Annotated in this window: 7 protein-coding genes; 5 read left to right on the forward strand and 2 right to left on the reverse strand. The window is 62.9% G+C overall.

Annotated elements, in window-relative coordinates:
- Positions 1 to 2 precede the first annotated feature (2 nt).
- Together SPHINGO391_RS21070 and SPHINGO391_RS21075 are read left to right on the forward strand one after the other, a co-directional pair.
- A complete protein-coding gene (locus tag SPHINGO391_RS21070) occupies positions 3 to 2,324 on the forward strand; it encodes an ATP-binding protein (RefSeq protein ID WP_193217366.1) in 2,322 nt (773 codons plus the stop codon).
- A gap of 170 nt (positions 2,325 to 2,494) precedes the next feature.
- Entirely contained in the window at positions 2,495 to 3,364 is an 870-nt protein-coding gene (locus tag SPHINGO391_RS21075) for a GNAT family N-acetyltransferase (protein ID WP_152010680.1), read from the forward strand.
- A 154-nt stretch (positions 3,365 to 3,518) separates the two neighbouring features.
- Here SPHINGO391_RS21075 and SPHINGO391_RS21080 read toward each other — a convergent pair whose 3' ends face one another.
- Positions 3,519 to 4,751, reverse strand: coding sequence for an O-antigen ligase family protein (locus SPHINGO391_RS21080; RefSeq protein ID WP_193217367.1), 1,233 nt, complete (start codon positions 4,749 to 4,751; stop codon positions 3,519 to 3,521).
- 592 nt (positions 4,752 to 5,343) lie between these two features.
- Between SPHINGO391_RS21080 and SPHINGO391_RS21085 the strand changes: the two genes are divergently transcribed.
- The gene (locus SPHINGO391_RS21085; RefSeq protein WP_152010682.1) at positions 5,344 to 6,084 is read left to right on the forward strand and encodes a TylF/MycF/NovP-related O-methyltransferase; all 741 of its coding nucleotides are present in this window, start codon (positions 5,344 to 5,346) and stop codon (positions 6,082 to 6,084) included.
- A gap of 27 nt (positions 6,085 to 6,111) precedes the next feature.
- On the opposite strand, the gene SPHINGO391_RS21090 is transcribed toward SPHINGO391_RS21085, so the two are convergent.
- The gene (locus tag SPHINGO391_RS21090) at positions 6,112 to 8,397 is read right to left on the reverse strand and encodes an NADP-dependent malic enzyme (protein WP_152010683.1); all 2,286 of its coding nucleotides are present in this window, start codon (positions 8,395 to 8,397) and stop codon (positions 6,112 to 6,114) included.
- A 159-nt stretch (positions 8,398 to 8,556) separates the two neighbouring features.
- On the opposite strand from SPHINGO391_RS21090, the gene mutS reads away from it, so the two are divergent.
- Together mutS and SPHINGO391_RS21100 are read left to right on the forward strand one after the other, a co-directional pair.
- Positions 8,557 to 11,307, forward strand: coding sequence for a DNA mismatch repair protein MutS (gene mutS, locus SPHINGO391_RS21095; protein ID WP_244615299.1), 2,751 nt, complete (start codon positions 8,557 to 8,559; stop codon positions 11,305 to 11,307).
- 105 nt (positions 11,308 to 11,412) lie between these two features.
- On the forward strand, positions 11,413 to 12,405 hold the full coding sequence (locus SPHINGO391_RS21100) for an adenosine kinase (protein WP_152010684.1): 993 nt from the start codon (positions 11,413 to 11,415) through the stop codon (positions 12,403 to 12,405).
- Positions 12,406 to 12,415: the final 10 nt, after the last annotated feature.

Raw genomic sequence — 12,415 nt, forward strand, 5'->3', positions numbered from 1 at the left:
TGATGACAGAACCGCTCCGACTGCAAGAAACCCTCCAGCGCGCCCTGAGCGAACAGGTTGCGGCGCATTCTAGCGCGCCGCACATCGACCTGGCACACCGGCAACCAGTTCCCGACATTGTCGTTGACAGCGAACGGCGCTCGCCGGAGATCCCGGATACCCCGGCATCGCGACCGTTGTTCGCGGTTGCAGCCGCGCTGGGCGCCACCGCAGCCTCGGTGGCCTTCAACGCGCCCGCTGTGCTGCTTGCCTCGGTGGCCGGGATCGCGGTTTTCGCGGCCATGCCCTTGTTGCGACGGTCCTTCAACATCTCCGCAGCGACAAACCCGGCCCGTGCGAAACCGGTCGCCAACCGGTTCCAGGAACATGAGAGTGACCGCAAGTGGGAACTGGGCGAATTTTCCAATCAACTCGCCGGGCTGTTTGATGCGCTAGGCGACATGGTGGTCATTTGCAGCCTGAACGGCCAGATCGTCTATGCAAACGAGACTTTCAGGACCGCGACGGGATTTGACAATCCGGTCGGCCTGACACTTGCCATGGCCGGGATCGAACCGGTCGATTCCAGCGGCCAAGGCCCTCTCGAACTGCTGCTCGGCGAAGGGCCGGAGCAGACCATCTGGTCCTGGCACGAGACCACGGCCCGCGATCCCGTATCCGGCACACTGACCCGGCAATGCATCGGTCGCAACATCACCGAGGCAAGGCGCACCGAAGCCGAACTGGTCGATGCAAGGGAAAGAGCGGAAGCCGCCAACCACGCCAAATCGCGTTTCCTGGCAACCGTCAGCCACGAGATCCGCACGCCGCTCAACGGCATTCTGGGCATGACCCACCTGCTCGAGCAGACCCAGACAACGCCCGAACAGGCAAGCTATCTGAAAACCGCAAGCGAATCCGGCATGGCGCTCTTGTCGCTGATCGAGGATCTGCTCGATGTAACCTCGATCGAGGCCGGCCGCCTTCACCTTCGGCACGAGGAAGGCAGTCTCGAAGACCTGGTCAACGGCGTGTCGGAACTGATGGCCTCGCGCGCCCACGAGAAAGGCATCGAGATTGCGGTTCACATCGCACCGGAAGCGCCGCGGCAGATCACCTCCGACATCGGCAGGCTGCGACAGGTGCTGTTCAACCTGGTCGGCAACGCTATAAAGTTTACCGAAACCGGCGGCGTGCTGATCGAAGTGACGCGTGAGGACGGACAGCTTGCGTTCATCGTGTCCGACACCGGACCGGGACTCAAAGACTCCGATCAGGCGCGCATTTTTGGTGAGTTCGAACGGGCCAGCAACGGTCCGACCCGCAAGCATGGCGGTGCCGGTCTTGGGCTGTCCATTTCCGCGCGCATCGTCGAGGCGCTGGGCGGTGAAATCGGCGTGGCCTCGACGCCGGGGCAAGGCAGCGCTTTCCGTTTCACCGTACCGGTGAGGGAACTGGCGGTGCCGGAGAACGGCGCTCCGGTTCGTGGCCCGCTGGCCGACCGTGCCGTGCTGTTGATCGCACCACGCGGTCCGGTCTCGACAGCCCTGCTGTGGACGATCCGGGATCTTGGCGGAATCGCCGAGACTGCCGACGACGCCGAAAGCATGATTGCAGCGCTGACCCGGTTGTGCCGCTCAGGCGCCCAGATCAGCGACATCGTCATCGACCGCCGGTTTGCCGATCGCGCGGATAGCCTTCTGGCATCGGCGCCGATCGAACTTCCCAACGACATCGCCCGTACTCTGGTGATCGCGCCAGAAGACAGCCGCGATCTGGAAAGTCATTCCGGTCATGGCGCCAATGCCTGGCTGGTTCGTCCGGTCCGGCGGGACTCGCTGATCAATGTGCTGACCCGCCGCGACGACCGTGAGGATCGCGACCGGTTGTGCGGCAAGCCCAAGCCGGTGATGCTGGAGCGGTCGTCCGACAACCCGACCCTCGATATCCTTCTTGCCGAGGACGATCCGGTCAACGCGCTGGTCGTGCGCACCAATCTCGCACGTCAGGGCCACCGCGTTACTGTCGTGGTCAACGGACGCGACCTGGTAACCCAGGCGATGGAACGCCCCGGCGGCTCCGCCGGCTACGACCTCGTCATCACCGACCTGTCCATGCCGGAACTCGATGGACGCAGCGCCATCGAACAGATCCGCGCGGAGGAAGCCGCGGGCCACCTCGCCCGTCTGCCGATCATCGTGCTGACGGCCGACGGACAGGCGTCGACCCGGGACGACCTGCTTGCCGCTGGAGCTGATGGACATGCGGAAAAACCGGTCGATCCGGAGTGGCTGCTGCAGCTTGTGACCATGACTGCCGGCAAGAGAGTGCGCGCTGCGGGCTAAGGTCCGTCTCGCAGACAAGGCTCCACTTGAAGGTCAGCAAGGGTTTTCATCGCATCGGCCTTGCCGGAACACAGTATGACCTCCAAATTACCACATGCGGGATGGCAAATGTCACTCGGATGTCGCAGAATCATGGTTGATACCCGGCATCACCAAGCGGGAGATTACCCATGGAAACGCAATTGAACCGGTCTGTTTCTCATCCATTCCCGGCCCCCCTCGCCGGCTACGAGCCGGCAAGCCGGGTGCTTGGCCGTATCGGTTCGCTGGAAGTCCGGCTGGCCGCAACGCGGAGCGAGATCGAGGCCGCACAGGTGTTGCGCTACAGGGTGTTCGTCGAGGAGATGGGGGCAAAACTTCCCGAAGACGCCATGCGGCAGAAGCGGGATTTCGACACGATCGACCGTTATTGCGATCATCTCCTGGTGCTCGACACGGCCCTTGCCGGTGCCGTCGAGGAACAGATCGTCGGGACCTACCGGCTGCTCCGGCAGGAGGTCGCAGCGCGCCATGACGGTTTCTACTCGCAAAGCGAGTACGATGTGATGGATCTGGCCGCGCGCAATCCTGGCAAGCGCTTTCTCGAGCTCGGCAGATCCTGCGTGCTGCGCGAATACCGCACCCGCCGGACGCTTGAAGCGCTGTGGCAGGGCAACTGGGCCTATGCGCTTGCCCATGGCATTGACGTGATGTTCGGGTGCGCCTCGTTCCCCGGCGACCGTCCCCATGCGCATGCGCTGGCGCTGTCGTTTCTCAATCACAGCTGCGCAGCCGATGCGGACTGGAAAGTGAGCGCGATCGCCGGCCGTGGCCTGTCAACGGACATGATGCCCGTCGAAGCGATCAATCCCCGCGCAGCGCTCACCGCGATGCCGCCGCTGATCAAGGGCTATCTCAGGATCGGGGCGCTGGTCTCTCACGAAGCCGTCGTCGATAGCGCCTTCGGCACCACCGATGTGCTGGTGATCCTGCCGGTCAAGCAGATCAACGGCCGTTACATCAATCACTACGGCGCCGACGCTTCGCGTTTCGCGGCGTAAACATCGCGGACTTTTCGCTCTGCGCGAACCAATCGGACCCCCTTGAAGGGCCAGACGCCTTGCGTCTTCGCGTGCGCTGCCGATCAACTGCAGACAGCAGCAGAAGGGCAAGGCGTTCGTTCTGGCTGGCGCGAGAAGGTAAAATGATCGGTCGCTATGCCGATCTGTTGCTTTCCGCAAGCAGCAGCGCCGCCATCGCCATGACGAAGAATACAAAGAGCTGCCGGTTGACGTTCCAGATCAGATACGTATCCGAGAGGCCGAAGACAAACGATCCCGCGAGGGTGATGAGCCCGGCCTGTCCCAGCATCTTCCTTACCGGTTCTGGCCTCAAGTAAGCGCGCCAGAACACGACAGCGGACACGGCGTACACCAATGCCCAGCTCAACAGGCCAGCCAGGCCCTTTTCCGCAAGGATCTGTATCGGCTCACTGTGCAGGGCTCCGAAGCCACCCAGCCCATTGGCTACATCTTTGTGAGCGAAGTTTTGCTCAATTCTCTGCGTCACCCCCTCCCTTGTGTGCCCAAGCCAGGGTTTTTCAGGCCATATGGTCAACCCGAGCTTCCACAGCTCCAGGCGCGGCGATACGGAACCGTCAACCATTTCCCCGCTCCGGAACCATTCCATCGCCCCGTTCGCGGCATGGTTGATGCGTTCCATGGTACTCTTGACCGGCATGAGCGGCAGAAGCGCGAGAAAGGTCAAGGCCACGAGAACCAGTGACAGCCTTTCGCGCCTCGAGGCGCGCCAGAAATCCTCGACGACAACCCAGGCAAAAACGAGAGGCGCGAGCGGCCAACCTCCCTTTGAAAGGGTCAACAGACTGGCGGCGAGTCCCAGAAAGAAACCGGCATAGGCCAATGCAAGCCAAACCGGCTTGCGCAGGTTGAAGGGCGGGTCATGTCTGCCGGCAAGCGTAACCGAGCCCAACAGAAGCGCATTGTTGCCGAAGAAAATCGGACTGGTCAGGAAGCCGCTCGGCCGTTCGGCGCCAAGGTGGATCGATTGATACATGGCGATGGCGCATGCAAGGCCGGCGCCCAGCAAACACCCAAGCCATATGAAGCGGCGATCGACCCGACCGTCCAGCACGGCCAGGAAAATCAGCGGCGCCCACAGGAACGGAATATACATTTCATAGTAGCCGGCCGGGGCCTGCTGCCACAGGCTGATCGCTGCGCCGACGAACGCAAAAGCCATGAAGACCAGAGGCAGCTTTCCAGCCAGAGTGGGCTGGATCAACGGTGCGCGGGCGAAAAGGCGCTTCGCGAGAAAGACCAGACCCGCAATGGCAATTATCGCGGTGCCGATTGAATACCCCCCCGGCACCGACAGGCTTGCCGCCAGAAAAACCATCAGGCCAAGGCTTGCCAGTATCGAGACCAAATCCGGTTTCCGGGCAGGTGTTTCAGCTGTTAAGGCGCTCATCGAGAATTGATATCTCCGTTTTCGATTTGGCTCCGAAAGGGCGTCAACACTGGACAAAGCTCCGACCAAAGTCCACTGACACGGGCGCACTGCTTGCGATTATCTCACCCAACCCGCTCAAGGAATCATTTTCTTTCCGGCTTGAGGTCAGTTCGGTTGCCAGACCGTGACCGCTTCCCGCGTCCCGTCGGTTACCGGAAAGCCGTTTTCTGACGGGCGGCATGGCCAAATCCCCGAGTGCAGATACGCGTATCGCGGCACCGGGGCCAGCGCGGCGGCCCGCGTTACCAGTGAATTGTCCGCATCTGAGTTACAGGCCACCTTTTAGGGTTGCATTTCAAAGGCGTATTGCTGTGAGTGACCATCCGGAATTAAACCAAAATTAACCATGAATGCCGCAGTCTGGATCTTCATGTTGCAGCCGAACCCGAGGATCGCTTCCGCACGGTCTGCTGCAAGCCGAAAATGCACTTTGAAGGTTTGAGTTCGTGCAGCATTTGCAAAAGGCCGCAGAATTTCCGAACCGCCATCAGCAGATGGCGGACCGCGGATGAAGCGGGTTGACCGGCTCCGGATCCGTCACGACGACGAGATCGCAAAATTGATGGAAACAGAAGCCGGCCAGGCGGAGTACTGGCGCCGGCTTGATGACGAATGCCATCAGAGCCCTTTGATCTGGCTTCTGGAAGAGAGCCTGGAGCTTGAGGGTGACGTCATCGAGTGTGGCGTGTACCGCGGCGGCAGCACCCGCCTGATGGGCCGCAGGATGCGCGATCTCGCGCCCGGAAAGCGGCTTTTTGCCTGCGACAGTTTCGAGGGATTTCCCCAAGACCGGATTCTCGACGCCGATCTCGGCCCGTTCCGCTTCCGCTTCAAGATCCGCCGCAAGTTCCGCCATGCGATGGATGTGCCGGGTCGGCTGATTGCATTCTTCGACACCTACCGTGTCAACGGCCACGTGGTGAAGGGGTTCTTTTCAGAAACGCTGCGCCGGATGCGCCGGCGCAAATACTGCTTCATGTTCATCGACTGCGATATCTATGAATCGCATCTCGACTGCCTCAACGTGCTCTATGACCAGCTGGTCCCGGGCGGCATCGTGGTGTTCGATGATTACGCCGAACCGAAATGGCCCGGCGCCTCGCGCGCCGTGGACGAGTTCTTTGCAGACCAGCCGGTCAAGCCGGAACAGCTGATGCTCGGACGCAAGTCGGTCTGGTTCGTTCGCAAGCCGCAGGCCGAACAACAACCGGCGGAAATTTACGAACCGCTATTGCTCAAGCGCGCCTGAACCGAAGCACTGCCTGCTCCCCGAGCCTCAGTTCGACGCGTTGTAGGCCGCAATCGCCGCCATGTTGACGATGTCGGAATCCTTGGCACCCATCGAGACGATCTGGATCGACTTGTCGAGGCCGACCAGCAGCGGGCCGATGACGGTTGAGCCACCGAGTTCCTGCAGCATCTTGGTCGAGATCGAGGCCGAGTGGAACGCCGGCATAACCAGCACGTTAGCGGTGCCCGACAGGCGACAGAAAGGGTATTGCTCCATCACCTTGGAATTGAGCGCCACGTCGGCGGCCATCTCGCCGTCATACTCGAAATCGACCCGGCGCTTGTCGAGGATCCTGACCGCGTCGCGCACCCGTTCCGAGCGCTCGCCGGTCGGGTGACCGAAGGTTGAATAGGCAAGCATCGCCACCCGCGGCTCGTAGCCGAGCCTGCGGGCCATGCCTGCGGCTTCCTCGGCAATATCAGCCAGTTCCTCGGAGTTGGGCATGTCGATGACGGCGGTATCGGCGACAAACACCGTGCGGCCCCGGCACAGTGCCAGGGAGACGCCGATCATGCGGTGGCCCGGCTTGACGTCGACGCAGCGGCGAATGTCCTCGAGCGCGGTCGAATAGTTCCGGGTCGTGCCGGTGACCATGGCATCGGCATCGCCGAGAGCCACCATGCAGGCGCCGAAATGGTTGCGGTCGGTGTTGATCAGTCTCTGGCAATCGCGGTGCAGGTAGCCTTTGCGCTGCAGCCTTGCATAGAGATAGTCGGTGTAGGCATCGACACGGCGCGAGACGCGGGCATTGACCAGTTCGAGACCCGGACGGTCGAGATCGATGCCGGCATGTTTTGCGGTCTCGCGCATCTGCTCCTCGCGGCCGAGCAGGCAGGCGGTGCCGAGCCGCTGGTTCACATAGGAAACAGCGGCACGCATGACTTGCTCTTCCTCGCCCTCGGCGAAGACAACGCGGCGCGGGTGGCGGCGGACACGCTCGTAAAGCCGCTGCAGCGTCGAGGCGATCGGGTCGCGCCGGGCGGAGAGCTCCTGGGCATAGGCGTCCATGTTGAGGATCGGCTTCTGCGCCACCCCCGAGTCCATCGCGGCCCTGGCGACCGCAACAGGAATCGCCGAGATCAGGCGCGGATCGAACGGCACCGGAATGATGTATTGCGGGCCGAAGCGGGGGCGGACGCCCTGATAGGCCGCGGCGACATCGTCGGGCACATCCTCGCGGGCCAGATTGGCCAGCGCCTGGGCGGCAGCGATCTTCATGTCCTCGTTGATGGTGGTGGCCCGCACATCCAGCGCGCCGCGGAAGATGTAGGGGAATCCGAGGACATTGTTGACCTGGTTGGCGTAGTCCGAGCGGCCGGTCGCCATGATGGCGTCATTGCGGATCGAGGCGACCTCTTCGGGCGTGATTTCCGGGTCCGGATTGGCCATGGCGAAGATGATCGGGTTCTTGGCCATCGAGGCGATCATCTCGTTGGTCAGCGCACCCTTGGCCGAAAGACCGAAAATCACGTCGGCGCCTTCCATGGCATCGGCCAGCGAGCGTGCCTTGGTCTCCACCGCGTGGGCCGATTTCCACTGGTTCATGCCCTCGGTGCGGCCCTTGTAGATCACGCCCTTGGTGTCGCAGAGCGTGATGTTCTGCGGCGCAAACCCCATCGCCTTGACCAGCTCGACGCAGGCGATTGCCGCGGCACCAGCGCCGTTGCAGACGAGCTTGGTGGTCTTGAGATCGCGGTCGGTCAGATGCAGCGCGTTGATGAGACCCGCAACCGCGATGATCGCGGTGCCGTGCTGATCATCATGGAACACCGGGATATCCATGATCTCGCGCAGGCGCTGCTCGATGATGAAGCAATCAGGCGCCTTGATGTCCTCGAGATTGATGCCGCCGAAGCTCGGCCCCAGAAACCGCACACAGTTGATGAACTCGTCGACATTTTCGGTGTCCACCTCGAGATCGATGGAATCGACATCGGCGAAGCGCTTGAACAGCACCGACTTGCCTTCCATCACCGGTTTGGAGGCCAGGGCGCCGAGATTGCCAAGGCCCAGAATGGCGGTGCCATTGGAAATGACGGCCACCATGTTGCCCTTTGCGGTGTAATCGAAGGCGCGCGAGGGATCCTCGGCAATGGCCTTGACCGGAACGGCAACGCCCGGCGAATAGGCCAGCGACAGATCGCGCTGTGTCGCCATGGGCTTTGTCGGGTTGATTTCGAGCTTGCCGGGCCGGCCGCGGGCGTGGAAATCCAGCGCCTCCTGATCGGTGACCTGAGAAATCGAGCGATCTGACTTGTCCGTCCCTGGCATATGTCTCCATCCCGTTGTGGGCGACCTTGTGTATGGCGCCTCGTAACTGTTGTCTTTGTCCTCACCCCACCGTTAGGGTGGTTGGCACGCACTGTAAAGCCGCGTGGCCGGTGAAGCTTACATCGCAAAGATTTGAAAACCCAAGACAGGCATTACCTCTTGAACGCCGAAACTCCGCTTAACCCCGCCATCCTGACGACAGCCCAGCTTGCCACGGCGGAAAGCCGGGCGACGGCGACGCCGATGATGGAGCAGTTCATCGAGATCAAGGCGAACAATCCGGATTCGCTGCTGTTCTACCGGATGGGGGATTTCTACGAGCTGTTCTTCGAGGACGCGGTGGACGCGTCGCGGGCGCTCGGCATCACGCTGACCAAGCGCGGCCAGCACCTGGGCCAGGATATCCCGATGTGTGGCGTGCCGGTGCATGCGGCAGACGATTACCTGCAGAAGCTGATTTCGCTCGGCTTCCGGGTCGCCGTCTGCGAGCAGACCGAGGACCCGGCGGAGGCGAAGAAACGCGGCTCGAAATCTGTGGTACGGCGCGACGTGACCCGGCTGGTGACACCAGGAACGCTGACCGAGGAGAAGCTGCTCGATCCGTCACAGTCGAACTTCCTGATGGCCTTGGCGCGGGTCAAGGGTGCCGGCGAAGCACAGTACGGACTGGCCTGGATCGATATCTCCACCGGCGCGTTTCACGTCGGAGAAAGCCGGCTGGCGCGACTGCTGGCCGACATTGCCCGGGTCGAGCCGCGCGAGCTGATCCTGGCCGACAACGTGTTCCACGACCCGGAGCTTCGGCCGCTGATCGACCAGCTCGGCCGGGTGGCGGCACCCCAGCCGGCGGTGCTGTTTGACAGCGCCTCGGCCGAAGGCCGGATCGCCCGGTTTTTCGAAGTCGGCTCGCTCGACGGGTTCGGCAGCTTCTCGCGGGCGGAACTGGCGGCGGCGGCGGCGGCCATCGCCTATGTCGAGAAGACCCAGATTTCCGAGCGGCCGCCGCTGGGCCGGCCCGAGCGTGAAAGCGACGGCGCGCGGATGTTCATCGACCCGGCGACGCGGGCAAGCCTCGAGCTGGTGCGGACGCTGTCGGGCGAACGGCAGGGCAGCCTGATCAAGGCGGTCGACCGGACCGTGACCGGCGGCGGCGGGCGCAAGCTCGCCGAATGGCTGATGGCGCCGCTGACAGATCCGGACGCCATCAATGCGCGGCTCGACGGCGTTTCGCACCTGATCGCCAATCCCGGCCTGAGCGAGAAACTGCGGCGGGCGCTCAAGGGCGTCTCCGACATGCCGCGGGCACTGTCGCGGCTGGCGCTCAACCGTGGCGGGCCGCGCGATCTCGGCGCCATTCTTGCCGGATTGAAGGCCGCCACCGATATCGCCGCACTGTTTGGCGACGGGGAAACGCCACCGCATTTGCAAAGTGCGGTGAATGCACTCAGGGCGGTTCCCGGCGAGATCGGCGCTCGGCTGGCAGCGACACTTGACGACGAATTGCCGCTGATGAAGCGCGACGGCGGCTTTGTGCGGGCAGGACACTCGCCGGAACTCGATGAACTCCGGGCGCTGAGAGATCAGTCGCGGCGGGTGATTGCCGGGCTGCAGCTGTCCTATGCCGAGGAAACCGGGGTCCGGTCTCTCAAGATCAAGCATAACAATGTGCTGGGCTATTTCATCGAGGTGACGGCGCTCAATGCCGGACCGCTGACCGAGGGCGACGAGGCCAAGTCCAAATACATCCACCGGCAGACCATGGCCAATGCCATGCGGTTTACCACCACCGAACTCTCGGATCTGGAAACCCGTATCGCCAATGCGGCGGGCGAAGCGCTGGCGATCGAACTATCGGCCTTTGACGAGCTGGTGCTGATGGCTGTTGGCCATGCCGATTCCATCAAGGCGGCAGCAGATGCGCTGTCGGTCATCGATGTGACGGCAGCACTTGCAGAACTCGCCCAGGAACAGGGCTATTCGCGTCCGAAAGTGGATGACAGCCTCGCCTTCGAGATCGTCGCCGGGCGGCATCCGGTGGTCGAGCAGGCGCTGCGGAAACAGGCGGCGCAGCCGTTTGTCGCCAATGACTGCAATCTCTCGCCACCCGAGGAGAGCGATGACGGCGGCGCGATCTGGCTGCTGACCGGTCCCAACATGGGCGGCAAGTCGACCTTTCTGCGACAGAACGCGCTGATTGCCATCCTGGCGCAGATGGGCTCGTTCGTGCCAGCAGGCAGTGCCCATATCGGCGTGGTCGACCGGCTGTTCTCGCGGGTCGGGGCCTCGGATGATCTGGCGCGCGGGCGCTCGACCTTCATGGTCGAGATGGTGGAGACGGCAGCGATCCTCAACCAGGCCGGGCCGCACTCGCTGGTCATCCTCGATGAGATCGGCCGTGGCACCGCCACCTTCGACGGGTTGTCGATCGCCTGGGCGGCGGTCGAGCATCTGCATGCCCAGAACTGTTGCCGGGGCCTGTTCGCGACCCATTTTCACGAGCTCACCGCGCTGTCGGAGAAACTGCCGCGGCTTTCCAACGCGACCATGAAGGTCAAGGAATGGCAGGGCGACGTCGTGTTCCTGCACGAGGTCGGCGCCGGTGCCGCAGACCGCTCCTACGGCATCCAGGTGGCGCGGCTGGCCGGGCTTCCCGACGCGGTGGTGTCACGCGCCCGCGAGGTCCTGCAGCTGCTTGAAACCAGCGAGCGGGAAAACCCGGCGGCACGGCTGGTCGACGACCTGCCGCTGTTTGCAGTACCCGTGCACAGGGAAGCGGAGAAGGCTGCAAAGGGACCGTCGCAGTCCGACGCCTACCTCACAGAAATCAACCCGGACGACATGACCCCGCGCGAGGCGCTGGAGGCGCTGTATGAACTCAAGCGGCGGCTGGTTGAGCCGGGGAAAAGCTGAGCCTCGGCACGGCACGCACCTTTGGCGGGGTTCCATCCCGACCAAAAACCGATAAGAGAGGACCGGCTGCGCAGCACGATCGCAGTTCGGTAACGAGGAAACGGAATGAGCCAGTTCGACGTCCTGTGCATCGGCAATGCGATTGTCGATATCATCGCCCGCTGCGACGAGGCCTTTCTCGTTGACAATGCCATCATCAAGGGAGCGATGAACCTCATCGACGCCGAACGGGCTGAATTGCTCTACTCGCGCATGGGACCGGCGATCGAGGCCTCGGGCGGCAGCGCCGGCAACACCGCTGCCGGCATCGCCAGTTTCGGCAGCCGGTCGGCCTATTTCGGCAAGGTGGCCGATGATCAGCTCGGCAAGATCTTCAACCACGACATCCGGGCGCAAGGGGTTCATTTCGAGACCCGACCGCTGCCGGCAACACCGCCGACAGCGCGCTCGATGATCTTCGTAACACCGGATGGCGAGCGTTCGATGAACACCTATCTCGGCGCCTGTGTCGAGCTCGGCCCCGAAGACGTCGAAGCGGATGTGGTGGCCGGCAGCAAGGTCACCTATTTCGAAGGCTACCTGTGGGATCCGCCACGGGCCAAGGATGCCATCCGGCTCTGCGCCGACATCGGCCACAAGCACGGCCGGGAAATGTCGATGACGCTGTCGGACCCGTTCTGTGTCGACCGCTACCGAAACGAGTTTCTCGAGCTGATGCGCTCGGGCACCATCGACATCATCTTCGCCAATGCGGACGAAGCCAAGTCGCTCTACCAGACCGACAATTTCGAACATGCGGTGTCGCAGCTGCGCAAGGATTGCAAGCTCGCGGCGATCACCCGTTCCGAGCATGGTTCGGTCATCGTCCGGGGTGATGAACGCTACGACATCGACGCGATCGACATTGACGAGGTGGTCGATACCACCGGCGCGGGCGATCTCTATGCGGCGGGTTTCCTGCACGGCTACGCCCATGGCAAGCCGCTCGATGTCTGCGGCAAGCTCGGCAGCCTGGCCGCCGGCCTGGTGATCCAGCAGATCGGCCCACGGCCGCAACTGTCGCTCAAGGACGCCGCGCGCGACGCCGGCTTCACCTGACTGCAGGCAA

The sequence above is a fragment of the Hoeflea sp. EC-HK425 genome (genome assembly GCF_902498795.1).
Classification (GTDB): Bacteria; Pseudomonadota; Alphaproteobacteria; order Rhizobiales; family Rhizobiaceae; genus Hoeflea; species Hoeflea alexandrii.

What these genes read in the sequence shown, in the direction of transcription:
- SPHINGO391_RS21070 (WP_193217366.1), top strand. Translation starts at nt 3, where the DNA reads ATGACAGAACCGCTCCGACTGCAAGAAACCCTCCAGCGCGCCCTGAGC.
- SPHINGO391_RS21075 (WP_152010680.1), top strand. Translation starts at nt 2,495, where the DNA reads ATGGAAACGCAATTGAACCGGTCTGTTTCTCATCCATTCCCGGCCCCC.
- SPHINGO391_RS21085 (WP_152010682.1), top strand. Translation starts at nt 5,344, where the DNA reads ATGAAGCGGGTTGACCGGCTCCGGATCCGTCACGACGACGAGATCGCA.
- SPHINGO391_RS21090 (WP_152010683.1), bottom strand. Translation starts at nt 8,397, where the DNA reads ATGCCAGGGACGGACAAGTCAGATCGCTCGATTTCTCAGGTCACCGAT.
- SPHINGO391_RS21100 (WP_152010684.1), top strand. Translation starts at nt 11,413, where the DNA reads ATGAGCCAGTTCGACGTCCTGTGCATCGGCAATGCGATTGTCGATATC.